Below are 22,354 nucleotides of genomic sequence, written 5' to 3'. Positions count from 1 at the left end.
CAAATATCTTAATTGGGATTTGTCATGTTCTCTTATTTTGAGAAGCTTATTGACCCATTCAAAATGGAAGAGATCGAGACTCCTCCAAGTAAGTTTTGGGGGTTTATCTGGTATTATACCAAGCCTGTTTCAATACTACTTGTTGTGATCGCCTTTTTCGCTGCATCTATTGCTGTAATTGAAGTGGTCATCTTTACGTTTATGGGTGATTTGGTGAACTGGTTAGGCACCGAAGACCCGGAAACGTTCTTTGCCGACAACTGGGGCCACCTGATCTGGATGGGTGTTGTTCTTCTTGTGATTTCGCCGATCATGTCAGCAGTGTGGGAAATGTTCTTCCATCAGGGATTGGTTGGTAACTATCCAATGCTGATCAGGTGGAAGGGGCACCGGCAGTTACTTCGACAGAGTTTGACTTTCTTTCATAATGACTTTGCAGGTCGCATTGCTAACAAGCTGATGCAGACCTCTCTTGCTGTGCGGGAAGTTATTACGCGTATTGTCGATATATTTGTCTATGTAATTGTTTACTTTCTGGCTGCGCTTGTTGTGCTTGTGAGCGCAGATTGGCGTCTTGCATTGCCGATGATCGGTTGGTTGCTCTCCTACTTCCTCGTCATGTACGTCTTTGTTCCCAAGCTTAAGCGTATTTCCAAGAAGCAAGCAGATGCCCGGTCTGTGATGACTGGTCATATCGTTGATGCCTATACGAATATCTCGACCGTAAAGCTGTTTTCACATGCATCGCGTGAAGAAGACTATGCCAAAGGTTCCATGAGCACTTTCATGGATACCGTGCATAAGCAGATGCGGAATGTGACAAAGCTGAACATCTGCCTGACGCTGATCAATAATCTGCTCTTGTTGTCTCTTGGCGCTCTGTCCATCTGGCTTTGGCAGAGGGCTTTGGTGACGACTGGTGATATCGCGATTGCGATTGGTCTGGCCTTGCGTTTGCAGGGCATGTCTCAGTGGATTCTTTGGGAAGTTGCTGGTCTGTTTGAGAATATCGGTACGGTTCAGGACGGATTGGGCATGTTGTCCCGGCATACTGAGGTCACTGATAAGCAAGATGCGAAAGCGCTTGTTGTTTCTGACGCGGAAATTCGCTTTGAAGATGTGAAGTTCCACTATGGCAAAGGCAGCGGCGTTCTGGAAAACCTGACGCTCAACATTAAGCCGGGTGAGAAAATCGGGATTGTTGGTCGCTCGGGTGCAGGTAAGTCGACCCTGATGAACTTGCTGCTGCGCTTCCATGATCTGGAAGGCGGACACATTGCCATTGATGGTCAGGATATTCGCGGCGTGACGCAGGAGAGCCTGCGCCAGAATGTTGGTGTGGTTTCTCAGGATACTTCTTTGCTGCATCGGACGATTTTGGAGAACATCACCTATGGCAAAGACGGGGCAACTCTGGAAGAGGCGACCGAAGCGGCGAGACGGGCTCATGCCCTGGAGTTTATTGACGGCCTGAAAGATCCAGAAGGACGGACTGGCTTTGATACTCTGGTGGGTGAGCGCGGTGTAAAACTCTCTGGCGGGCAGCGTCAGCGCGTCGCTATCGCACGTGTCTTGCTGAAGGATGCTCCGATCCTTGTTTTGGACGAAGCAACGTCTGCTTTGGACTCAGAAGTAGAGGCTGCGATCCAGGAAAGCCTGTTTGAATTGATGGAAGGTAAGACGGTTATTGCAATTGCCCACCGACTTTCCACAATTGCGGCAATGGATCGCCTCATTGTCATGGATCAAGGCAAAATTGTCGAGATGGGTACCCATGAGGAACTTCTGAAATCCGAAGGTATCTATGGAAACCTCTGGAACCACCAATCTGGCGGTTTCCTTGCGCAAGTTGCCGCCGAATAAGGATTCCTGACAGGGAATCAAGCGGTTTAAACTAAAAGTGGTTCGGGGCGAGTTTGCGTCCTAGGGTCCCCGAACCACTCGACTTTTGACTCATATTTGCGTGTCAAAATCTCAATTGATCCCGTTTTTTTCCTCTTATGCCCAAGTTGTCTGCGACAATAAGTCCGCAAATTTTTAACCAGTCTAGACAAGTGCGGCCATTGGTGGCAGATAGCATCCGTCAATATAAGTGCGTATTTAGCGCATTTTCACCTATGTCTTCTTTGCGGTGTATAGACAGTGACCGGTTTTGACTGGTTGCGGGCCTGTCCTCACAGAAGAAATCGTAGGTGTTCTCTTTCAATTTTGTTTCGAGAGGACGCGACCTTGGAACACACGGACACGGCTGAACCGTCACGCCGCGATTTTCTTTACATCGCGACCGGTGCCGTGGGCGCGGTCGGTGCGGGAGCTCTGGCTTGGCCCTTTATCCATCAGATGAACCCCGATGCATCTGCACTGGCTTTGGCTTCTATCGAAGTTGATGTTTCTGCGGTTGAAGTCGGGCAATCGATTACTGTGGTTTGGCGTGGTAAGCCGGTCTTTATCCGTCAACGTACGGAAAAAGAGATCGCTGAAGCGACCGAAGTGCCTATTGCTGATCTGCCAGACCAGTTTGCACGTAATGCTAACCTAGAAGAGGGTGCGGATGCATCTGATGCCAACCGCGCATCGACAGGCAAGGAAGCCTGGCTGGTTATGGTTGGTGTTTGTACGCACCTGGGCTGTGTCCCTCTTGGTGAGTCTGGTGATTTTGGCGGCTGGTTCTGCCCATGCCACGGTTCTCACTACGACACTGCTGGTCGTATTCGTAAAGGCCCGGCTCCAGAAAACATGCTCGTGCCGCCTTACAAGTTTTCCGGCGACGACGTTGTTGTAATCGGCTGACGAGGCCCTTTCAGGAGGCAGCTATGGCTGGTCATTCTACTTATGAACCGCAAAACGCTGGCGCCAAATGGCTTGAGCGTCGTTTGCCGGTACTCTCCCTTGTACATGGGAGTTTTGTTGCGTTTCCAACCCCGAAGAACCTGAACTACTGGTGGACCTTCGGCGGTATCGCATTTTTCGTGCTCGTTGTTCAGCTCATTACCGGTATCGTACTGGTAATGCACTACACGCCGAATGATGCGCTCGCATTTGCATCCGTTGAGCACATCATGCGCGATGTGAACTACGGATGGTTGATGCGTTATCTGCACTCAAACGGCGCATCCATGTTCTTCTTTGCGGTGTACATCCATATCTTCCGTGGAATGTACTATGGTTCTTACAAAGAACCGCGCGAAATTGCCTGGATCCTGGGTGTGTTGCTGTTCTTCCTCATGGTGCTTACCGCATTCATGGGCTACGTGCTTCCTTGGGGCCAGATGTCTCTTTGGGGTGCAACAGTTATTACGAGCCTGTTCTCTGCAGTTCCAGTTGTTGGTGAAGCAATCACCACATGGCTCTGGGGTGGTTTCGCAGTTGGTAACCCAACACTGAACCGCTTCTTCTCACTGCACTATCTGCTGCCGTTCGTGATCCTGGGCGTTGTAATGCTTCACATCTGGGCGTTCCACGTTGCTGGTAACAACAACCCAGTTGGTGTTGATCCCAAGTCCGATAAAGACACAGTTCCATTCCATCCGTATTATACGTTGAAGGATCTGTTCGCGATCGTTGTCTTTATGATCCTGTTCTCCTGGTTCGTGTTCTACCTGCCAAACTATCTGGGTCATGCTGATAACTACATTCCAGCAAACCCAATGGTGACACCAGCGCACATCGTTCCAGAATGGTTCCTTCTGCCATTTTACGCGATCCTGCGTGCGATCACTTTCGATATTGGTCCAATTCCTTCCAAACTCGGTGGCGTGATTGCCATGGGTGGTGCGATTGCGATCTTGTTCGTGTTGCCTTGGCTTGACACTTCCAAAGTTCGTTCAGCGAATTACCGTCCTGTTTACCGGTTCTTCTTCTGGCTGTTCTTCTTCACCACAATCATGTTGGGGTGGCTTGGATCTAAGCCTGCTGAGCAGCCGTACATTGCATGGATCCAGTTCTTTACGGTCCTCTACTTCGCGCACTTCCTGATCGTTCTTCCAGTTCTCGGACTGATCGAAACGCCTCGGAAAGTTCCTGACTCAATCAATGATGCAGTGCTGGGTAAGTCCAGTGATGCGGCTTAAGGGCAGGGGATTTTAAAGATGAAAAATCTAATGTTCAAAAGCGCTCGTGCTCTGGCTGTTGTTGCAGGTCTTGCTGTAGCTGGTCCGGCTCTTGCTGCTGGCGATGGACCTCACGTTGAAAAGCAACCTTGGTCTTTTGCTGGTCCTTTCGGCCAGTTTGACAAAGCGCAGCTGCAGCGCGGCTTCCAGGTTTACCAGGAAGTTTGTTCTGCCTGTCACGGTCTGAGCTACGTCGCATTCCGTAACCTTGCTGAGGAAGGTGGACCAGGTTTCTCTGTTGATGAAGTGAAGGCTCTCGCAGCTGAATACTCCATCGAAGATGGCCCGGATAATGAAGGTGAGATGTTTGAGCGTGACGGCAAGCCGTTCGACAAATTTCCATCGCCATTCCCGAACGAGCAAGCTGCACGTGCTTCTAACAATGGTGCATTGCCACCGGATCTTTCTTTGATCGCAAAAGCGCGCGCTGCTACTCGTGGTTTCCCTTGGTTTGTTCTTGATGTTGCTACGCAGTACCAGGAAAATGGCCCGGATTACCTGTACGGACTGCTAACTGGCTACCATGAGGCACCTGAGGGTGTTGAGGTTCCAGAAGGTCAGTACTACAACCCTGGCTTCATCGCTGGACACACGCTTGCAATGGCGCCTCCGCTTTCTGATGAGCTGGTTGAGTACTCCGACGGTTCTCCAATGACTGTTGATCAGTATGCTCGTGACGTTTCTGCATTCCTGATGTGGACTGCTGAGCCTCATCTGGAATCACGCAAGCGTATCGGCTTTGGTGTGATGGCATTCCTGATCCTGTTCGCATCGCTGCTGTACTTTACAAAGCGTAAGATCTGGAGAGATGTTGACCACTAAGGTCACATTTATAAATTCAAAAAAGGGCTATCCTAATCGGGTAGCCCTTTTTTTTGGGGTTGCGGGCTGGATTTGATGTACCGCCAACTTCCCATCAGTGAATCAGGTAAGGTTGCACTGAAACTGGCAAAGCGGAGAGAGCGATATGCAGGCGGTTCTGGGCATTATCGGAGGTTCTGGCCTCTACAATATCCCTGGTTTTGAAAATGCCCGATGGGAACGGATCAAAAGCCCGTGGGGTGAGCCAAGTGACGATGTTTGTATTGGTGAGATTGGTGGCCTGAAAGTTGTTTTTCTGCCTCGTCATGGCCGCGGACATGTGCACTCTCCAACTGAGATCAACTATCGCGCAAATATTGACGTGCTTAAGCGGGCTGGTGTCACAGATCTGATTTCCGTCAGCGCCTGCGGGTCCTTGAAAGAGGAATATGCACCGGGAACTTTCGTTCTTGTTGATCAGTTCATTGATCGTACTTTTGCGCGCGAAAAGAGCTTCTTTGGAACAGGCTGCGTGGCGCATGTCTCTGTTGCTGACCCAATTTCGCCATTGCTGGTGGATGTTGTTGAAAGTGCCTGTCAAGAAGAGGGCCTTGCGTATAGCCGTGGCGGTACTTATTTGGCTATGGAAGGGCCTCAGTTTTCTTCCAAGGCAGAAAGCCATCTCTACCGCTCCTGGGGCTGTGACGTTATTGGCATGACGAACATGCCAGAAGGCAAGCTGGCCCGGGAAGCGGAAATCAGTTATTCAACTGTGGCGATGGTAACGGATTACGATAGTTGGCATGCCGACCACGGAAACGTAGATATCAACGCGATCATCAAGGTTCTACACGAGAACGTGGAAAGTGCTCAGAAGCTTGTTCTAGCTGTTGCCCGGAAACTGCCGAGAGAGCACCAGCAGTGCCCAGTTGGTTCCAATACGGCACTTGATTTTGCGATTATGACTGCTGAGGACAAAAGAGACCCGGCACTGCTTGCAAAGCTTGATGCCGTTGCAGGGCGCGTGCTTCGCAAATAATCAAGCACAGATCGTTTATGGGCTCTTATTGAAGGGCTTCTGACAAAAAACTATGCAATTCAAACGCGGAAATGACCATGACTGACATAACTAACAGTATCTCAGAGGAGCTGATTGCGTCCATTCGGACCATTCCAGACTATCCAAAGGAAGGTATTCTGTTTCGCGATATCACAACACTGCTGAGTGATCCTCGCGCCTTCCGCCGTGCGGTTGATGCACTGGTACAGCCTTGGGCTGGCTCCAAGATTGAGCAGGTTGCTGGTATCGAGGCGCGTGGCTTTATTCTTGGTGGTGCTGTGGCTCACCAGCTCTCCGCCGGTTTCTTGCCAGTGCGTAAGAAGGGTAAGCTGCCGTTTAAGACCATTGAGCAGGAATATGAGCTGGAGTATGGTACCGATACCATTGAGATCCACTGTGATGCTGTAAAGCCCGGTGAGAAGGTTATTCTGGTTGATGATCTGATTGCGACTGGTGGGACCGCAGAAGCTGCTGTGAAGCTTCTGAGAAGCGCTGGAGCCGACATCGTGGCTGCGTGCTTCATTGTCGATTTGCCAGAACTGCAAGGACGTGCAAAACTGGAAGCACTCGATATTCCTGTCAGGACATTGGTGGAGTTTCCCGGTCATTGAATGACGCCTTTGTAGAGAATGGTCCGCAGTTTTCTGCGGCCTTCAACCACGATTTTGAATTGCTTTTGAAATGGCGCCGGGATGTGCGCCATTTTAAGCAGGATATTATTGATCGCGAAACCGTTGATGAGCTTTTGCGATTAACTGATCTTTCCCCGAGCGTCGGCAACAGTCAGCCTTGGCGCTTTATAGAGATGAGTCAGCCTGCGAACAGAGAGGCTGTTTATCTCAATTTCCAACAGGCAAATTCTGAAGCTCTTAAGGGCTATAAAGGGGAGCGGGCGGAGAGCTATACCAAGCTCAAGCTGCAAGGCTTGACCGATGCTCCGCTGCAATTTGCTGTATTTTGTGATCTTGATCCAACACAGGGAGGCGGGCTCGGACGGCAGACTATGCCAGAGACGCTGGCTTATTCTTGTGTTAGCGCAATTAATTGCCTCTGGCTAGCTGCTAGAGCAAAAGGCATTGGCGTCGGTTGGGTCTCTATTCTCAACCCTGATAGTATCGGGCAGTTGTTTGGTGTTCCTGAAAACTGGAAATTTGTTGCCTATCTTTGCATAGGTTATCCCTGTGAGAACAACGAAGTCCCCGAACTGCAGCGCACTGGCTGGCAGGCACGTACTGCCACTGAATTGCGAATGTTAAAAGATATTGATCTAGTCAGGCCAGAAGCCAAATAGGAGTCTTCTTCGTGTCAATCCAAGTAAGAGCTATTGAACCAGAAGATCGAGAGCAGGTTGTTGAGCTGCTCGTCAACCGGTGGACCAGTCCTGAGCAATTGCTTGATGGTGAAATGGTGGACGCCTCACGGCTGCCTGGGTATCTCGCTCTGGATGAAGGGCGTCTTGTGGGGATGATTACGCTGATCAAGCGGGAGCAGGAGTGGGAGATCCTCACGCTGGATTCGCTGCAGCGATGGGGCGGTGTTGGTACGCTTCTGCTGGATGCTTCCGTTGATGCTGCGCGGCAGGAAGGCCTTGGCCGGATTATGGTGCGGACCTCTAACGACAATCTGGATGCATTTCGGTTTTATCAAAGACGCGGCTTCCGCTTAGAAAAAGTGGTGCAGGGTGTCATTGATGAGGAACGTAAGTTAAAGCCAGAAATACCAGTCACAGGCTTGCACGGCATACTGCTGCGTGACGAGGTGATTTTTGGCCGCGACATCACCGGCAATCGATCTTAGCTTTACATTCAAGCAGTCTTTGATTAATTTTATGAAAGATTAAATAAAATTGTATATGAGGGTTGTGTTGTGATCGTCCGCATAATCGAATTGGTGCGACGCTATAGAACGATACGGCTCTCCTTACTGGCCACTGTACTGGATTGCTCTGTCGATGAGATCCTGTATGCCGTTGATGGCTTGGAAAACAACAGTATCATGCGTGTGCGAGGCAGCTCCCTGGTTTCGAATGAGGCCATTGCAGAGAGTGATATCAGCGTGCGCATGCATTCTCGGTTTGCCGAGAAGAATGCCATTGGCAAACTTGCTGCCAGCCTGATTAAGGATGGTGAGCGTTTGCTGATTGAGGCGGGTAGTACGCTTTCCCTTTTTGCCAATCATCTGAAAGAGAAGAAAAATCTCTCCATCACGACGACGAGTCCGCTGATTGCGGAAAGCCTTGTCCGGCACAGTCGTACGTGTAACGTTGAGTTGATTGGCGGCAGGTTGGAAGTGCATACCACTGCGCTTCATGGTGAGGAGACGCAGGCGCGTATTCGTGACCTGAAGGTGGATTGGACCATCTTGAGCCCAACGAGCATGTGTATCCAAAAAGGGGCCTGCTACTTCCACAAGGTTGATGCTGAAACCAGCTTACTTATGCAGCGTAGTGCGAAGAAGACCATGATGTTGAGTGACAGTTCCAAGTTGGGCGTTCCCAGCCGCTATACCGCGCAAACAATGCAAGGTGTTGACGTCTTTATTACTGATAATAATGGGGAATTGGGCTTTGCTGAAGTCGATCATCATTTTAGAAAAGCGCGCGTTTTTCATGCGATTTCCGAGGACGCTGACAGCGAAGATTTCATTCTTCTGAATAGTTGATAAATTTTAAACCCTTTTGATGAAAATTGTGTCTGTTTACTGCCGGAATAGTATCTTGGATCTAGGCCAATTTAGATGATTAATGACTTAATGGTGGACGTTCTTGCCAATCTGGTTAAGCGCCACAGGCGTATTTCATTGACTGCTGCGGCAGATATTTTAGGAATGGATTTTGAAGAGCTCTCCAGTCTGGCGAAGGTGCTGTCGGATCGTGAGGAATTTGAACTCTTCGACAATTCTATTTGCTTCCTCATGCCACGAGACCAAGATGCATATCGGGTAAGGCTTCGCAGTCATTACATCGAGAAATATGCGATTGGCCGGCTGGCAACTTCATTCTTTAAGACTGGTGACCATGTGGTTGTTGAGTCCGGAAGCACAATGACAATCCTGGCGCAGCATCTTGCTCAGGTGCCGCAGATAAAGGTTTCGACCAATTCGTATGCGGTCGCCTCAATGATGATTGGGGCTGAGACGGCTGCAGACATCCATGTGATTGGCGGCAATCTCTATACCGACGGGCAGGGGGCTTTGGGGCCGATTGCTCTGGGTACGGTTGAGAGCCTTGAGGCGGACTGGGGGATCATTTGTCCTGTCGGTTTGTCCACCGAGGGGGATCTCATGTACTACGTGGAAGAGGAAGCCAAGTTTGCGCGGGCTGTCATGGCGTCTTGCAAGCGAACTATGGTGCTGTGTAACTCCAGCAAGATTGGCGTTCCGAGCCGGTTTATTGCCAATTCATGCGCTCAAGCAGATATGCTGATCGTGGATAGCGGCGTTGAGCCAAGTATTCTTGACAAGCTGATCGTGCAAGGCGTGAAAGAAGTCCACGTGGCTGATGTGGAGGCAGAAGCTTCCAGTGAGATTGTTTTGTTGGATATTTAATTTTTATCTCATTGATTTTTCAATAAAAAAGGCGCTCGATTGAGCGCCTTTTGTTTTATAGCAATCGTGCCATAGACTTTTATGTATTGAACTTGAAGAGCAGCACATCGCCATCCTGAACGATGTATTCCTTGCCTTCGTCGCGTGCTTTGCCTGCTTCTTTAGCTGGGTTTTCGCCGCCAAGCTCAACGTAGTCGTTGTAAGCGATGGTTTGTGCGCGAATGAAGCCGCGTTCAAAGTCCGTATGGATGACGCCAGCAGCCTGAGGGGCTTTGGTGCCTCTTGATACGGTCCAGGCGCGTGTTTCTTTCGGGCCAGCTGTGAAGTAGGTGATCAGGTGCAGCAGGTCGTAGCCTGCGCGGATCAAACGGTCGAGGCCTGGCTCTTCCAAGCCCATGTCAGCCATGTATTCACGCTGCTCTTCGTCTTCCAGCTGTGCAATTTCAGCTTCAATCGCGGCTGAGATGACAACGGAGGCTGCGCCTTGCTCTTCTGCCATAGCCTGAACCTTAGCGGACAGGCTGTTGCCTTTGTCTGCTGATTCTTCTTCCACGTTACACACGTAAAGAACTGGCTTGGATGTCAGCAGGTTCAGCATTTCGAGCTGTTTGACGTCTTCCGGATCGGTGAGGCCAAGTGCGCGCACTGGCTTACCATCCTGAAGAATTGCCAAGGCCTGTTCCATGATCGGAAGAGCCATCTTGGCGTCTTTGTCGCCAGACTTCGCTTTTTTGGCAAGCGGCGCAATACGCTTTTCGAGGCTTTCCATGTCAGAAACCATCAGTTCGGTTTCGACTGTTTCTGCGTCAGCGATTGGATCGATCTTGCCATCAACGTGCGTGATGTCGTCGTCTTCGAAGCAGCGCAGAACGTGTGCGATTGCGTCTACTTCGCGGATGTTAGCGAGGAACTGGTTGCCTAGGCCTTCCCCTTTGGACGCACCGCGCACGAGGCCTGCAATGTCTACGAAAGTCAGGCGGGTCGGGATAATCTCTTTGGAACCAGCGATCGCTGCAATCTTGGACTGGCGTGGATCTGGCACAGCAACATCACCAGTGTTTGGCTCAATGGTGCAGAACGGATAGTTTGCTGCCTGCGCCGCTGCTGTCTTCGTCAGAGCGTTGAAGAGGGTAGACTTACCAACGTTAGGCAAGCCGACGATGCCGCACTGAAAACCCATTTATTCTTGTCCTTTCGATCCAAACAGCTGCTCAAGCGCTGACGCGAGCGGCCCTTTTTTGTTAGCTTCTTTGTCCTGATAGCCCGTTGCTTTTGTGGCTGGCTTTTTTTCTGGTTCCGGCTTGGCAGGGTCCTGCTTCTTTTTAACAATAGCCTCGCGTGAGCTGTCCTTTTTGTAAGGTTTACCAGAGCCTTCCGGGCGTGTTGCCAGTGTCACCTTGTTGGCGAACTGGTTGTCTTGATGTTGTGCAAGCAAAGGAGCGTTGTCTGCAACTGCCTCCAGAAGAGGCTCAAGCCACTCCTGATCCGCTTTTGCAAAATCACCCAGGACCCATTGATGTACGCGGTCTTTATGGCCGGGATGGCCAATACCAAGGCGTACACGGCGATAGGCATCCGTGATGTGTGCTGTGATGGAGCGCAGGCCATTGTGGCCCCCGTGACCGCCGCCATTCTTCATGCGGAACTTCGCAGGAGGCAGGTCCAGCTCGTCATAGAGCACGACAACATCTTGTGGGGTGAGCTTGTAGAAACGGAGTGCTTCACCTACGGAACGACCGGATTCGTTCATGTAGGTCATTGGCTTCATCAGCAGGACTTTTTCACCTGCTAAAGTGCCTTCAGAAACCTGAGCCTGAAAGCGAGCCCGCCACGGGCTGAATGAGCTATGGCGGCGATGAATTTCATCTGCCGCCATGAACCCGATATTGTGACGATTACTCTCGTATTTAGGGCCTGGATTACCGAGGCCGACTAACAGCTTCATAGGTATTGTCCCAAGCCCTAGTTAGAGAATTACTCTTCGCCTTCACCTTCTTCAGAAGCGTCGTCTTCTTCTTTCAGACCTGCTGGTGCAACAATCGTGGAGATTGTGAAGTCGCGGTCTGTAATGGTCGGAGCACAACCAGCTGGGAGCTTAACAGCAGAGATATGCTGAGAAGAACCGAGGTCAGCTTCACCAAGATCGATTTCGAGAGCTTCTGGGATAGCGTTCGCTGGAACAGTCATTTCAACGGTGTGACGTACAACGTTGATAACACCACCGCGTTTCAGACCTGGGGAAGTTTCTTCGTTGAGGAACTTCACTGGGATTTCAACGGCCAGAGTAGCGTTTGCAGAAACACGCAGGAAGTCAACGTGCATCAGAGTATCTTTTACTGGATGCAGCTGGAAGTCTTTTGCAATTACAGAAGTCTTTTCGCCGTTCAGGTCGATTGTGCCGACGTGAGACAGGAAACCGCCCTTATGCAGGGTCATGGTTGCTTCTTTAATTGGCAGGCTGATAGACACTGCTTCTTTTTTGTCGCCGTAGATTACTGCTGGTACAAGACCTTCACGACGAGCTGCACGAGCGGCCCCCTTGCCGGCCCGTTCACGCACCTGTGCTTTCAGCTCATAGCTGTTTGCCATGGTGGAATCTCCTAGTTTGATTATAAAAGTAAGGCCGCGGGAGCGACAGATTTCTGCGCTCAACTACGGCCAACTCCGCACGCCTCCTCCAAGGGTGTCGACGTACGCGGCTCGTATACCCGATACTCCCAGAAAGAGCAAGGGCAACTGCCGAGCCTACAATAAGAAAAACCGAGGCGTACCCCGGTTTCTCAAAGCTTGTGATTAGAGCTCGTCGCGTTCATTTGCATTCACGCATCGTACTCTAACACCTTTGTTGGAGCGAATTCTTGTCGTTTGATTGAAACCAATCAAACGGAACGCGCTCTAAAGCGAATTAGGAATCGAACAAGCTGGAAACAGAGCGTTCCTGCGATGTGCGGTTGATCGCTTCACCCATGAGTGGGGCGATAGAAATAGTGCGGATGTTTGGAGCAGCCTGAACAGCAGCCGTTGGCTCGATGGAATCAGTGATTACCAGTTCTTTGAGCTTGGATGCTGAAACGCGTGCCACTGCGCCACCTGAAAGGACACCATGTGTGATGTAGGCCGTGACAGACTTAGCACCAGCAGCAAGAAGTGCATCTGCTGCGTTGCAAAGGGTTCCACCAGAATCGACGATGTCATCCACGAGGATACAATCGTAGCCGCTCACATCACCGATGATGTTCATGACTTCGGATTCACCAGGCTTGTCGCGGCGCTTATCAACGATGGACAGAGGAGCTTCAATGCGCTTTGCTAGTGCACGCGCACGAACCACACCGCCAACATCCGGAGAAACAACCATGACGTTGGTTGTGTCATAATGCTCTTTGATGTCACGGGTCATCACCGGCGCGCCGTAAAGGTTGTCGGTTGGGATGTCGAAGAAGCCCTGAATCTGCGCAGCATGCAGATCGAGTGTAAGAACTCTGTCTGCGCCGGCGTTGGTGATCAGGTTGGAAACAAGTTTCGCAGAGATTGGCGTACGAGGCGCTGACTTACGGTCCTGACGGGCGTAGCCAAAGTATGGAACCACTGCGGTAATGCGACGTGCTGAAGAACGGCGGAGCGCATCAATGATGATCAACAGTTCCATGAGGTGGTCATTTGCCGGATAGCTTGTAGGCTGAATGACAAAGACGTCCTCACCGCGCACGTTCTCCTGGATTTCAACGTAGATTTCTTGGTCTGCAAAGCGGCGAACCTGGCACTTCGACAATGGTACATCAAGATACTTTGAAATTTGCTCGGCCAGCGCGCGATTGGAGTTACCCGCGACGATTTTCATAACCCGCAAGTCCTTCTTGGGCTTTGATCTCACCCTGTGACATTCGTCGGTGGTGAGGTGGAAATTTGCGTCCCTTGGTGGAACCCGATTTCTTCTGGTAAGGCGTCCTGACAGGTCGCCTTGCGCGCCTTTTAGCAACCTCGTCTTAAGCCGACAATAGCCAGAACGCACAGCAGCTCAGCTTTTTTGCAAAAGCTGAGCTGCGTAATCGTGTATCTATTTGATTTTATTAGGTCACTTGCTGTGTAACCATGCTTCTAAAGAAGCAATTGTTCTGGTCGCAATTCTTTGCAGCGCATCGCCTGAAACAGACGCCCATGGGTCGCCAGAGTTGCCGCCAGTTTGCTCCTGGCCATCAATTCGGTGAACACGGTTGCCATTTGCATCAATAATATCAAATACATAGAAGACAGTGGTGGTGTATTGGTCGCCAGCTGCGGTCAAGAATCCTTTGACTCGGTACGTTGCTGGTGCACCAACGCGTCTGACGAGGTTGAGATTCGCTGCTGCTGCGCGATTCCCCAGTTCCTCAGAGAGATCGTCGGCAATATTGCCAGGCAGTCCGGTCAGCTGCTCAAATGCAAAAGTTGCTTTTGCCGGAGAGACAGTCGGAGGAGCTGACTTGGTTTCAATCATGTCCCCGATGCTGGAAGGGGGAAGAGGGTTTGCCGCACAGCCTGCAAGAATTGCCATAGCGGCAATGATTAATACCCGAGGTAAAAGTACGAGCTTCAGCATGTCAGTCCTTAAAGTCCACTCAGAGAATCAGCGTGGGGTGCCCCAATAGATTCGTAAAGGTTAATTATGGCAGTCTTTACCCTGCCTTCACAGGGAGGTCGAGAGAAAGCTGTGATAAGCTTTCAGGCCCATCTGCGTGTGTGATGTAGGTTTGGCCCAAAGTCATAGCGGTTTCGCTGTCTGAATCCATGATGATCATGTGCATAAACAACACCATGCTTTCCTGAATTTCATGTGCATTTTCTTTGAAAGCCATGTAGGGCGGTTCCATCCAGCTTGGTGTGAAGCGGGCACCAAGTGAATATCCGCAGGCATTCAGGCGGTGTGGCATCAGGCCGCGATCATCCAGAATGTTGGCATGTGCAGCAAACAGATCGCCAAACGTGTTGCCCACCTGCATGGCTTGTTCAACAGCCAGAAGGGCATCTTTTGCGGCGCGGTGGAGTTCCAGATGGCGCGGCGTTGGCTCTCCCAGAATGACTGTGCGGATGGAGGCTGCGTGATAGTGACGGTAAACCCCCGCCCATTCTATAGTGAGCTGATCGTTTTCTGAGAGGGTTCTGCGACCAGATTTGTAGCGGCAGAGTAGGGCGTCAGGGCCTGAGCCAATGACAAATTCGTTGGCCGGATAATCGCCGCCGCCTTCAAACACTGCGCTTTGCATCTTTGCCAGAATGCGGCCTTCGTCGGCTCCGGGTTTGATTTCCTCCATACCAGCAAGGAAAGCGGCATCTGCAAGCTTGCCAGCTGTGCGCACATATTCCAGTTCTGTTGGAGATTTGACCAGACGGAGCTCTTTTATGATGTCGGAGGCGTCCTCTACGTCTGCGAAGGAATGGAGAGATTCGTCCAATAACCGGCCATTGGCAGCGGTGAGGCCGTGGGTGTCATACTCTACGCCGATGCGGGTGCCGAGCAGGTCGAGATCAAACAGAAGCTCTTTGACCTGACCAACCGGAGATTTGCCAGCAACGTCCATCCAGAGGCGAATGTCTTTGAGGTTGGAGGTGTTGCGGGCTTGTCGCAGATCAGCAGAGCGGGTGAGAAGGATAGGTTCTTCACCGGGGCGGTAGATCAAGCACTGGAAGAAGCAGTAGCCGAAGGTGTCGAAACCTGTCAGCCAATACATGCTCTCCTGTGCGAAGATCAGCAGGCAATCGAGATGACGCTCTTTGAGTTTGGTGTCCAGAGCAACACGGCGCTCAGCAAATTCTTCCGGTGCAAAGTGCAGGGCCATGGTCTTCTCCCAATCCATAGTTTGCAAAGCAATGTGAAACAGAACTTACTCTTGCTCGTCGGTCAGCACAATCAGGCGGTCAACATGATAGTTGATATCTGGCGTCCGTAATCTGGTTCTTTGTTATGGGTGGTTCTTCGGTAGGAGAAGAACCTATCTGCATCCGCATAAGTACATAGTTCGAGGTCGATGACGTCTTTGAGGCCGAGTTTGTCCAGTTGAGCTTTGATGAAAGCCGGCAGATCAAACATGCTGTGCAGTGGCTTTTCTGAGGGAACGAAGAAGCGTTGGTTGTCCTGAGACTGTTCGAGGAAGCGCACCACAAACTCCGGGCCAACTTCATAAGCCTGCTGTGAGATCATCGGACCCATCACAGCTGTGATGTTCGATGGATTTGCACCCAGTTGCTGCATGGCTTGAACAGTGTTGGGCAGGATACCATCGACGGCGCCTTTCCAGCCTGAGTGGGCTGCGCCGATAACTCCGTTGTCCGGATCAGTGAACAGGATCGGGCCACAGTCTGCGGTCAGGATGCTAATGGCGAGGTTGGGGGTGTTGGTGACGAGAGCGTCAGCGCGCTTGTCATCTTCCTCAGCAAAGGGGGTATATACGCTCAGCACCTTAGCCGAGTGGATCTGGTAGGGCGTAACCATCTGTTCAGGTGTTGTGCCGAGTTGATCGGCAACGCGGCGGCGGTTTTCCAGAACGTCTTCACGGACATCGCTGGAACCCAAGCCGACGTTGAGGCCTTTGTAGATGCCGGAGGAAACACCTCCTTCGCGGGTGAAGAAGCCATGTGAAAGGCATTGCATTGCTTCAAGCTCTGGCACTTTAATCATTGGCTTCTCCCTGTTTCTTTGCGTTCAATTCTGGAAAGGAATTGGTTTTTCTGAGGTGTTGGTGATGCTAAGGACTTTGAAGAGCGTGCCCATCTGGTCATCGGCTGCGAGGCGCTCCACGTCTTTGCGGATCTGGTCCTGATCCAGTGTGGATTTGCCAGTCCCAAGTTGTCCTGCGCGCTCCAGCAGCCCAAGGCCGAGGAGAAACTCGCCCTGACCGATTGGGCCGTGCACGTTTGCCCCTTCTGCAGTGGCAGCGCTGGCGAGTGCCTGAAAGTTGACGTGAGCGGTTAAGTCCGCTTCGCCACAATGTTCCAGCGTGGAGACATACTCGTGCTTTTTGAGGGCCTGAAACGTGTCGCCTGTTGCCGTCTTTGCATAGCCGTAATCTATGAGCAGAGCAGCACCGCCGTCTGCCTTGAGGCGCTGACCGATTTGTGAGGCAATTGCGGTGGAGGCTGGAGACAGTTCCAGCGTATCGCCCAGTTTTGCCTGTAAACCGGCTTTGGCGACGTCTGCCGGAGACAGCGTGCCTGAGCCGATGCCAAATGTCAGATTGCCGTCGTCATCCAGCCCAACACATCGTTCACGCCAGCCTTGCTCGGTGAGCTGGTACTGGTGGATTGGGAGAGCATCGAAAAGTTCATTGGCAACGAGCAGGGTTGGGCCATCTGGGAGGGTCTCCAGCGTGTCGTGCCACTTGATTGTGTAGGCTTTGAGCAGTTTGCGCTGTGCTTTGCGTAAGGATGGGCTGGTTTCGACCAAGTGGATCTGAGTGTTGGTGAGCATCTGCGGGCGTAACGAGATAACGCGCAGGATGTCTTTCATCAAAGTGCCGCGGCCCGGACCCATTTCGACCAGATTCACTGGGCCTTTCAAATCCTGCGACAGCCATTGATGCATAAGCCAGGCACCGATCAGCTCGCCAAACAGCTGCGAGATTTCTGGCGCAGTGGTGAAATCACCTTTCGTCCCGAATGGCTGCTGGCGCATGTAGTAGCCATGCTCGGGATCAGACAGGCACATGCCCATATATTCAGCGAGGGTCATTGGACCATGGTCCGCGATGCGCTTTTTGATTTTTTCCTGAAGTGGCGTGGACGCAGAGCTGGTCATTTTGCTTCTTTGATTTCCGTGTTTCTTTTGAGAGCCCAAATTACGACTGCGATGCCGATCAAAACCATTGGCAGGCTCAGCAGCATTCCCATGGTGAAGAAGCCTGCGAGGTAGCCGATGTGGGCATCCGGTACGCGGTAGAATTCTACAAAGGTACGTGCCAGGCCATAGCCGATGGCGAAGCTGCCTGCGAGAACGCCCGGTTTTTGCAGCAGTTTGAAGCGGTGGGACAACAGGCGCAGCACGAGGAACAGAAGTGCTCCTTCCAGCGCTGCTTCATAAAGCTGGCTTGGGTGTCTTGGTTGTGGTCCGCCGGTTGGGAAGACCACGGCCCATGCAACATCTGTCGGGCGGCCCCAAAGCTCTGAGTTGATGAAGTTGGCGATACGCCCGAAAAAGAGGCCGATTGGTGCAGCTATAGCGGCCAGATCAAACATGGTCCAGCCGGACAGGCCGCGTGCTCTGGAATAGATGATCAGCACAACAATCATGCCCAACAAGCCACCGTGGAAGGCCATGCCTCCCTCCCAAACAGCCAGAATGTCTGCTGGATTGGCGAGGTAGTAGGGCAGATTGTAGAACAGGACGTATCCGAGACGACCACCCAGAACAATGCCGAGCGTTGCCCACATGACGAAGTCGTCGATGTCCGTTGCTGTTGGATGAGCTGTCTTGTTCCAGAGTGGCGAGTTGCGGACGGTTACGATCATGTAGCGCCATGCAAGAAGAATTCCGGCGATATATGCCAGTGCATACCAACGGATGGCCAGTGGTCCGAATTCAATCAGAACCGGATCAATCATCGGGAAAGGTATTGCTAAGAGCGGCATATGAAACCCTTCTGTTATTAAAGTGCCCTGCGCTCAGAGACCCTCACGCACTTTACTCTAATTCGGTTTGTTTGAGCGCATTGCAAGTGTTTGATCGGAGGTTATCAAACCTCATGCGCTTCAGTTCAGCGAGCATTCCGACAAGTGAAGGATTTGGTCAAGTGGTTTGTGGCAGGTGTTCAACACAAGCTTTCGACATCTTACTGACAGGTTCTTTAGGGTTCTGGGTGCAAATCAGCTCTCAGCGCTTGAAACTGACGGGCCGGACCAATACTTGTTTGTGAGAGAGAAATTTAAAGAGGACGCCATGAGCCAGTCTCCAAATCGTATGTTTGACGAGTTTGCAAAGCTGATGACCGATGCCGCTGGTGTTGCGCAAGGTGCCAAGCGGGAAGTAGAAACCGCATTCCGAGCGCAGGCCGAGCGTTTCATGTCGGATATGGATCTGGTTTCGCGTGATGAGTTTGACACAGTCAAAGACATGGCGATCAAAGCGCTTGATGAAGTTGAAAAGCTTGAAGGGCGCCTTGCAGCAGTAGAAAAGCGCCTTGCCGATCTAGATGAAAAAGCTGTGCCAGAAGACAAAGCGTAGGTTTGGCTGAAAATTACATGTGAATATGCTGTGGGCGGCTTTGAGTCGTCCACAATTTTCGCAATGATCTGTCTATTTCCCCTATAGGGGAAAGGCCAAATCTATCGGTATATTGGCAAAAAAGGGATTCGATGTCCTGCATCAACAGTTCCGGTCTGGAACTTCCTTTGTAGTACATGCTTCTATCCAAGAGCACGTAAGTGTCTGGTCCATGATCACTCGACCCGCGTCCGTCCGGAGTGGGTAGACAAACCATTCCTCAAACGGAAAGAGGACCGGAAATGAGCCTTATTGAGTTCGGCACGGAACGCCCCCTGAATCCGGTTGATACCATTGAAAACCTTGCAACCGGTAATGACTGGTCCTTTGAACGCCTTGGTGATGACGAGATTTCCATATCGGTTACAGGGACTTGGTGTGATTACCACGTAACCTTTTCATGGATGGAAGAGTTGGAAGCACTGCATATGGCAAGTGCGTTCGACCTCAAGGTTCCTGCTCCCAGAAAAAATGAGATTGTTCGTCTGCTTGCGCTCATTAACGAGCAGCAGTGGATGGGACATTTTGATATCTGGGGTCGTGAAGGTGTTGTTATCTTCCGTCAGTCGCTTTTGCTGGCTGGTGGTGCAGAAGCCAATTCATCTCAGATAGAAGTCCTTTTCTCTAATTCTCTTGATTCATGTGAGCGGTATTATCAATCGTTCCAGTTTGTCGTGTGGGCTGGCAAAACAGCACAGGAAGCGATGGAAACTGTGATGTTTGAAACTGCCGGTGATGCATGAAACTAACGAATGAACGCCCGCTTGTTCTGATTGGGGCAGGCAAAATGGGTGGTGCCATGCTTACTGGCTGGATGAAGCAGGGTATGGCACCTGAACATGTTGTGGTTGTTGACCCTAACCCACCATCAGACACACTTGAAACCATCACTGCACACAGCATCACCTGGCACAAGAGCGTGCCAGAAGGTGTTATGGCAGGTGTACTGTTGATGGCTATCAAGCCGCAGATGATGGAAGAGGTGCTGCCAACGCTTACTGATGTTGCCGATGAGGGCAGCATCATCCTTTCTGTTGCAGCGGGCACAACAATCAAGCGCTTTAAAGATACGTTCGGAGCAGCCCAGCCTGTTATGCGCGTGATACCGAATACGCCTTCTCAGGTAGGGCGAGGTGTGACTGCAGGTTATGCTTCTGTTGAAGTTCTGGATGAGCAAAAGGCTTTGATGAGCTCCCTGCTTGAAACAATTGGTGCGTTTTATTGGGTGGATGCTGAAGAGCAGATTGATCTGGCAACAGCTGTCAGCGGTTCCGGTCCTGCCTACGTGTTCCATCTGGTTGAAGCCATGAGTGAGGCTGGTCAACGATTAGGGCTGAATGCCGAGCTTGCAGAGGCTTTAGCCCGTGGAACAGTCGCAGGTTCTGGTGAGCTGCTCCATCAATCTCCTGAGAATGCTGATGTTTTGCGCAGGAATGTGACCTCTCCTGGTGGGACGACGGCTGCTGCGCTTTCCGTGTTGATGGGAGACGACGCTTTGACAAACCTGATGAGTGAGGCTGTTGCAAAGGCAGCTCATCGCGCCACAGAACTTGCTGACTAAAGCTGCACCTGTTTGTGCAGGTTCTGCCGCGCTGCTTTAGATTTTGTTGTCGCGTCTCTTTAGCGTAAAATCGGTTTCCACTTCTTGGAGATACGTTTTCAGCAGGTTCCAAAATTGCTCGATATTGAAGTAAAGCCTCGGTTACTAGACTGAGGCTTTTTCTTTGTATCTGTGCTGCTCCTGTGTGTATGATTAGGTGTTGATGCGTAGTTAGAGCAGGTCGCGTTCATTTACATTCACGCTCCGCACTCTAACTTCTTTAGTGGAGCGGATTCTTAGTGTTTGATTGAAGCCAATCAAACGGAATGCGCTCTGGAGTGTTGGCCATACAGGAGCGTGCCATGCCCACCGAAAAGACCCATCAGAAAGTCATCGCAAGTTTTATTGAGTTGCTGGAAACACACCGGATTGAAGAGATCACTTATACAGCGATCGCGGATAATGCTGGTGTGAAGATTGAGGTGGTGCGGGCGTGTTGCAATGGAAAGCTGGATCTGCTGGCAGCGTTTATGCAGGACATTGACCAGAAAGTTCTGAAAGAGCGTGATCCTGACCTGATGGATGAGACACGGCGTGATCGGCTGTTTGACGTCCTCATGTGCCGGCTTGATATCATGGAACCGCATAGAGAGGCGATCCGGAACCTACGCAAAACAGTGGTGAAAGACCCGGCTTTGGCCATGCACATGCACAAGCTGGTGACACGCTCGATGAAGTGGATGCTGGTGGCAGCAGGCATTGAAGAATTTGGTTTGCGCAGTGTCGGTATGTCCAATGCTTTGGCTTTGGGTTTTGAGCGGTTGGTTCGGGTTTGGCTTGAGGATGACGCGCCGGGACACCCGAAGGTTATGGTTGCCGTTGACGACATGCTGGCGAACGGTGAAAAATGGATGGGCCGCGCTTGCCGCGTTGAGAAAGTGGCAGCTCCCTTTATTGAAGGGCTGGGACGTTTGTGCCAGAGACCTTCACGCCCAACAGGTAAAAGCACACCTCCACCTGAAACTGCGAATGGTGGGGCTGAAGCCAGCCCCTAAACCAGTTTGCATTCAAGTTGAAACACAAGAACTGCTTTAGCCTTTGTTTTTGCGTATCTTTCTCCGAAGACCGGTTTCCACTTTTCGGAGATACGCTGTAATTTGAGTTATTGAGAAGAATATGGACCAAAAAGAAGATACAAAAACCATCGGTATTGATGACTTTTTGAATGTGGATGTGCGTGTTGGCACTGTTGTTGAAGCTGTTGATTTTCCCGAGGCGCGTAAACCTGCCTACAAACTGAAGATTGATTTTGGTGATGATATTGGCGTGAAGAGAACGTCTGCTCAGATCACTGCTCACTATACGCCTGAGGCACTTGTTGGCCGTCAGGTGATTGCTGTTGTGAACTTCCCACCGCGACAGATCGGGCCATTTATGTCTGAGGTTTTGACACTTGGGCTAGCGGATGAGAATGGAGATATCGTTTTGCTCCATCCCGACAGCAAGGTGCCTAACGGTGGCCGGATGCACTAGAATACGCTCCAGGTTTGCCGGACCTTTATGACGTGAGGGGAAAAAACTTATTCCCCTCCTGAATTCCTCCCATACTCTGTGTCTATGCCTACGTAACGGGCTGCTGGCGGAGCGACCGTCAGTTTGTCGTAGGCTGGGTTGGGCTGTTGGAAGACGTAACGCACCTTTCAGTGGTCCGGTGAACCGAACTTCAAACGTGACCGCATGGTTTGAGGGGAAGGGCCCAGGACTATAGGGTATCACGCGGTGACAGGTGCAGATGTACCGGCAGTAAGACCTGCTTTTGCAGATGTGTTTGTCAAAGACGGAGGAACTGTTTGGGCATGGAAACGTGTCTGGATAAGCCACTTTCTTTCCGGGAAACCGGCTATCGTGCCTTATAGGCAAAAGAGGCGACGTAGTTCATTAGAGCGTGCTGCGCCAGATCTGATTCAGGTTTCTCATTTTAACTTTTTGTGATTCAATGTTGCCATCCTTGTTTTTGGAGGGCACATGGGCAAGCCATATCCGATAGAATTACGTGAACGGGTTGT

Annotated in this window: 24 protein-coding genes; 15 read left to right on the top strand and 9 right to left on the bottom strand. The window is 51.2% G+C overall.

Annotated features, from left to right (window positions below; genetic code table 11):
* Nucleotides 1-24: 24 nt before the first annotated feature.
* The 10 genes from PsAD37_RS24560 to PsAD37_RS24515 all read left to right on the top strand — a co-directional run bounded on the left by PsAD37_RS24560 (nt 25) and on the right by PsAD37_RS24515 (nt 9,516).
* Nucleotides 25-1,863, top strand: a complete 1,839-nt coding sequence (locus PsAD37_RS24560) for an ABC transporter ATP-binding protein (protein ID WP_063298327.1) — start codon at nt 25-27, stop codon at nt 1,861-1,863.
* A 366-nt stretch (nt 1,864-2,229) separates the two neighbouring features.
* A complete protein-coding gene (gene petA, locus PsAD37_RS24555; protein WP_063298326.1) occupies nt 2,230-2,790 on the top strand; it encodes a ubiquinol-cytochrome c reductase iron-sulfur subunit in 561 nt (186 codons plus the stop codon).
* Between the two features lie 23 nt (nt 2,791-2,813).
* Nucleotides 2,814-4,070, top strand: a complete 1,257-nt coding sequence (locus PsAD37_RS24550) for a cytochrome b/b6 (RefSeq protein ID WP_063298325.1) — start codon at nt 2,814-2,816, stop codon at nt 4,068-4,070.
* 18 nt (nt 4,071-4,088) lie between these two features.
* Nucleotides 4,089-4,931: a cytochrome c1 gene (locus PsAD37_RS24545; protein ID WP_063298324.1), complete on the top strand. Its 843-nt coding sequence runs from the start codon at nt 4,089-4,091 to the stop codon at nt 4,929-4,931.
* 145 nt (nt 4,932-5,076) lie between these two features.
* Nucleotides 5,077-5,949, top strand: a complete 873-nt coding sequence (locus tag PsAD37_RS24540) for an S-methyl-5'-thioadenosine phosphorylase (protein WP_063298323.1) — start codon at nt 5,077-5,079, stop codon at nt 5,947-5,949.
* A gap of 77 nt (nt 5,950-6,026) precedes the next feature.
* Nucleotides 6,027-6,581, top strand: coding sequence for an adenine phosphoribosyltransferase (locus PsAD37_RS24535; RefSeq protein WP_057463664.1), 555 nt, complete (start codon nt 6,027-6,029; stop codon nt 6,579-6,581).
* Nucleotides 6,578-7,261 carry a 5,6-dimethylbenzimidazole synthase gene (gene bluB, locus PsAD37_RS24530; protein WP_063298322.1) on the top strand — a complete coding sequence of 228 codons (684 nt, stop codon included), beginning with the start codon at nt 6,578-6,580 and terminating at the stop codon, nt 7,259-7,261. Before PsAD37_RS24535 ends, bluB begins: the two co-directional genes overlap by 4 nt.
* 11 nt (nt 7,262-7,272) lie before the next feature.
* On the top strand, nt 7,273-7,767 hold the full coding sequence (locus tag PsAD37_RS24525) for a GNAT family N-acetyltransferase (protein ID WP_063298321.1): 495 nt from the start codon (nt 7,273-7,275) through the stop codon (nt 7,765-7,767).
* A gap of 69 nt (nt 7,768-7,836) precedes the next feature.
* Nucleotides 7,837-8,631 carry a DeoR/GlpR family DNA-binding transcription regulator gene (locus PsAD37_RS24520; RefSeq protein ID WP_063298320.1) on the top strand — a complete coding sequence of 265 codons (795 nt, stop codon included), beginning with the start codon at nt 7,837-7,839 and terminating at the stop codon, nt 8,629-8,631.
* 75 nt (nt 8,632-8,706) lie between these two features.
* A complete protein-coding gene (locus PsAD37_RS24515; RefSeq protein ID WP_208992067.1) occupies nt 8,707-9,516 on the top strand; it encodes a DeoR/GlpR family DNA-binding transcription regulator in 810 nt (269 codons plus the stop codon).
* 79 nt (nt 9,517-9,595) lie between these two features.
* On the opposite strand, the gene ychF is transcribed toward PsAD37_RS24515, so the two are convergent.
* From ychF to lgt, 9 genes are all read right to left on the bottom strand, one after another.
* Nucleotides 9,596-10,696, bottom strand: coding sequence for a redox-regulated ATPase YchF (gene ychF, locus PsAD37_RS24510; protein WP_063290039.1), 1,101 nt, complete (start codon nt 10,694-10,696; stop codon nt 9,596-9,598).
* Entirely contained in the window at nt 10,697-11,461 is a 765-nt protein-coding gene (pth, locus tag PsAD37_RS24505; protein ID WP_063298319.1) for an aminoacyl-tRNA hydrolase, read from the bottom strand.
* A 29-nt stretch (nt 11,462-11,490) separates the two neighbouring features.
* The gene (locus PsAD37_RS24500; protein ID WP_063298318.1) at nt 11,491-12,105 is read right to left on the bottom strand and encodes a 50S ribosomal protein L25/general stress protein Ctc; all 615 of its coding nucleotides are present in this window, start codon (nt 12,103-12,105) and stop codon (nt 11,491-11,493) included.
* A gap of 316 nt (nt 12,106-12,421) precedes the next feature.
* Entirely contained in the window at nt 12,422-13,357 is a 936-nt protein-coding gene (locus tag PsAD37_RS24495; RefSeq protein WP_057463594.1) for a ribose-phosphate pyrophosphokinase, read from the bottom strand.
* A gap of 234 nt (nt 13,358-13,591) precedes the next feature.
* Nucleotides 13,592-14,095, bottom strand: a complete 504-nt coding sequence (locus PsAD37_RS24490; RefSeq protein ID WP_063298317.1) for a hypothetical protein — start codon at nt 14,093-14,095, stop codon at nt 13,592-13,594.
* 76 nt (nt 14,096-14,171) lie between these two features.
* Entirely contained in the window at nt 14,172-15,332 is a 1,161-nt protein-coding gene (locus PsAD37_RS24485) for a Xaa-Pro peptidase family protein (protein ID WP_193778332.1), read from the bottom strand.
* A gap of 71 nt (nt 15,333-15,403) precedes the next feature.
* The gene (pgeF, locus tag PsAD37_RS24480; RefSeq protein WP_063298315.1) at nt 15,404-16,171 is read right to left on the bottom strand and encodes a peptidoglycan editing factor PgeF; all 768 of its coding nucleotides are present in this window, start codon (nt 16,169-16,171) and stop codon (nt 15,404-15,406) included.
* A gap of 24 nt (nt 16,172-16,195) precedes the next feature.
* Nucleotides 16,196-17,287 (bottom strand): class I SAM-dependent methyltransferase, encoded by a 1,092-nt coding sequence (locus tag PsAD37_RS24475; protein ID WP_063298314.1) that lies wholly within the window; start codon nt 17,285-17,287, stop codon nt 16,196-16,198.
* Nucleotides 17,284-18,117 carry a prolipoprotein diacylglyceryl transferase gene (gene lgt, locus PsAD37_RS24470; protein ID WP_063298313.1) on the bottom strand — a complete coding sequence of 278 codons (834 nt, stop codon included), beginning with the start codon at nt 18,115-18,117 and terminating at the stop codon, nt 17,284-17,286. The genes PsAD37_RS24475 and lgt overlap by 4 nt, the downstream gene beginning before the upstream one ends.
* 307 nt (nt 18,118-18,424) lie before the next feature.
* Here lgt and PsAD37_RS24465 point away from each other — a divergent pair, with 307 nt between their 5' ends.
* The 5 genes from PsAD37_RS24465 (at nt 18,425) to PsAD37_RS24445 (ending at nt 21,821) form a co-directional block, all read left to right on the top strand.
* Nucleotides 18,425-18,709 carry an accessory factor UbiK family protein gene (locus PsAD37_RS24465; RefSeq protein WP_063298370.1) on the top strand — a complete coding sequence of 95 codons (285 nt, stop codon included), beginning with the start codon at nt 18,425-18,427 and terminating at the stop codon, nt 18,707-18,709.
* A 281-nt stretch (nt 18,710-18,990) separates the two neighbouring features.
* Nucleotides 18,991-19,491 (top strand): YbjN domain-containing protein, encoded by a 501-nt coding sequence (locus tag PsAD37_RS24460; protein ID WP_063298312.1) that lies wholly within the window; start codon nt 18,991-18,993, stop codon nt 19,489-19,491.
* A complete protein-coding gene (gene proC, locus PsAD37_RS24455) occupies nt 19,488-20,309 on the top strand; it encodes a pyrroline-5-carboxylate reductase (protein WP_063298311.1) in 822 nt (273 codons plus the stop codon). Before PsAD37_RS24460 ends, proC begins: the two co-directional genes overlap by 4 nt.
* A 341-nt stretch (nt 20,310-20,650) precedes the next feature.
* Nucleotides 20,651-21,343 (top strand): hypothetical protein, encoded by a 693-nt coding sequence (locus PsAD37_RS24450; RefSeq protein WP_057463661.1) that lies wholly within the window; start codon nt 20,651-20,653, stop codon nt 21,341-21,343.
* A 121-nt stretch (nt 21,344-21,464) separates the two neighbouring features.
* Nucleotides 21,465-21,821: a tRNA-binding protein gene (locus tag PsAD37_RS24445; RefSeq protein WP_057463587.1), complete on the top strand. Its 357-nt coding sequence runs from the start codon at nt 21,465-21,467 to the stop codon at nt 21,819-21,821.
* The last annotated feature ends 533 nt before the right edge of the window (nt 21,822-22,354 follow it).

The sequence above is a fragment of the Pseudovibrio sp. Ad37 genome (assembly GCF_001623075.1).
GTDB lineage: Bacteria > Pseudomonadota > Alphaproteobacteria > Rhizobiales > Stappiaceae > Pseudovibrio.
Note: the sequence above shows the minus strand (reverse complement) of the source record. Positions and strands in the feature narration are given on the sequence as shown.

Coding starts and splice junctions, on each gene's coding strand:
- PsAD37_RS24560 (WP_063298327.1), top strand. CDS start 25: ATGTTCTCTTATTTTGAGAAGCTTATTGACCCATTCAAAATGGAAGAG.
- PsAD37_RS24500 (WP_063298318.1), bottom strand. CDS start 12,105: ATGGCAAACAGCTATGAGCTGAAAGCACAGGTGCGTGAACGGGCCGGC.
- PsAD37_RS24485 (WP_193778332.1), bottom strand. CDS start 15,332: ATGGCCCTGCACTTTGCACCGGAAGAATTTGCTGAGCGCCGTGTTGCT.
- pth (WP_063298319.1), bottom strand. CDS start 11,461: ATGAAGCTGTTAGTCGGCCTCGGTAATCCAGGCCCTAAATACGAGAGT.
- PsAD37_RS24545 (WP_063298324.1), top strand. CDS start 4,089: ATGAAAAATCTAATGTTCAAAAGCGCTCGTGCTCTGGCTGTTGTTGCA.
- PsAD37_RS24490 (WP_063298317.1), bottom strand. CDS start 14,095: ATGCTGAAGCTCGTACTTTTACCTCGGGTATTAATCATTGCCGCTATG.
- lgt (WP_063298313.1), bottom strand. CDS start 18,117: ATGCCGCTCTTAGCAATACCTTTCCCGATGATTGATCCGGTTCTGATT.
- PsAD37_RS24515 (WP_208992067.1), top strand. CDS start 8,707: ATGATTAATGACTTAATGGTGGACGTTCTTGCCAATCTGGTTAAGCGC.
- PsAD37_RS24550 (WP_063298325.1), top strand. CDS start 2,814: ATGGCTGGTCATTCTACTTATGAACCGCAAAACGCTGGCGCCAAATGG.
- PsAD37_RS24445 (WP_057463587.1), top strand. CDS start 21,465: ATGGACCAAAAAGAAGATACAAAAACCATCGGTATTGATGACTTTTTG.
- PsAD37_RS24540 (WP_063298323.1), top strand. CDS start 5,077: ATGCAGGCGGTTCTGGGCATTATCGGAGGTTCTGGCCTCTACAATATC.
- pgeF (WP_063298315.1), bottom strand. CDS start 16,171: ATGATTAAAGTGCCAGAGCTTGAAGCAATGCAATGCCTTTCACATGGC.
- proC (WP_063298311.1), top strand. CDS start 19,488: ATGAAACTAACGAATGAACGCCCGCTTGTTCTGATTGGGGCAGGCAAA.
- PsAD37_RS24450 (WP_057463661.1), top strand. CDS start 20,651: ATGCCCACCGAAAAGACCCATCAGAAAGTCATCGCAAGTTTTATTGAG.
- PsAD37_RS24475 (WP_063298314.1), bottom strand. CDS start 17,287: ATGACCAGCTCTGCGTCCACGCCACTTCAGGAAAAAATCAAAAAGCGC.
- ychF (WP_063290039.1), bottom strand. CDS start 10,696: ATGGGTTTTCAGTGCGGCATCGTCGGCTTGCCTAACGTTGGTAAGTCT.
- PsAD37_RS24535 (WP_057463664.1), top strand. CDS start 6,027: ATGACTGACATAACTAACAGTATCTCAGAGGAGCTGATTGCGTCCATT.
- PsAD37_RS24495 (WP_057463594.1), bottom strand. CDS start 13,357: ATGAAAATCGTCGCGGGTAACTCCAATCGCGCGCTGGCCGAGCAAATT.
- PsAD37_RS24460 (WP_063298312.1), top strand. CDS start 18,991: ATGAGCCTTATTGAGTTCGGCACGGAACGCCCCCTGAATCCGGTTGAT.
- PsAD37_RS24465 (WP_063298370.1), top strand. CDS start 18,425: ATGAGCCAGTCTCCAAATCGTATGTTTGACGAGTTTGCAAAGCTGATG.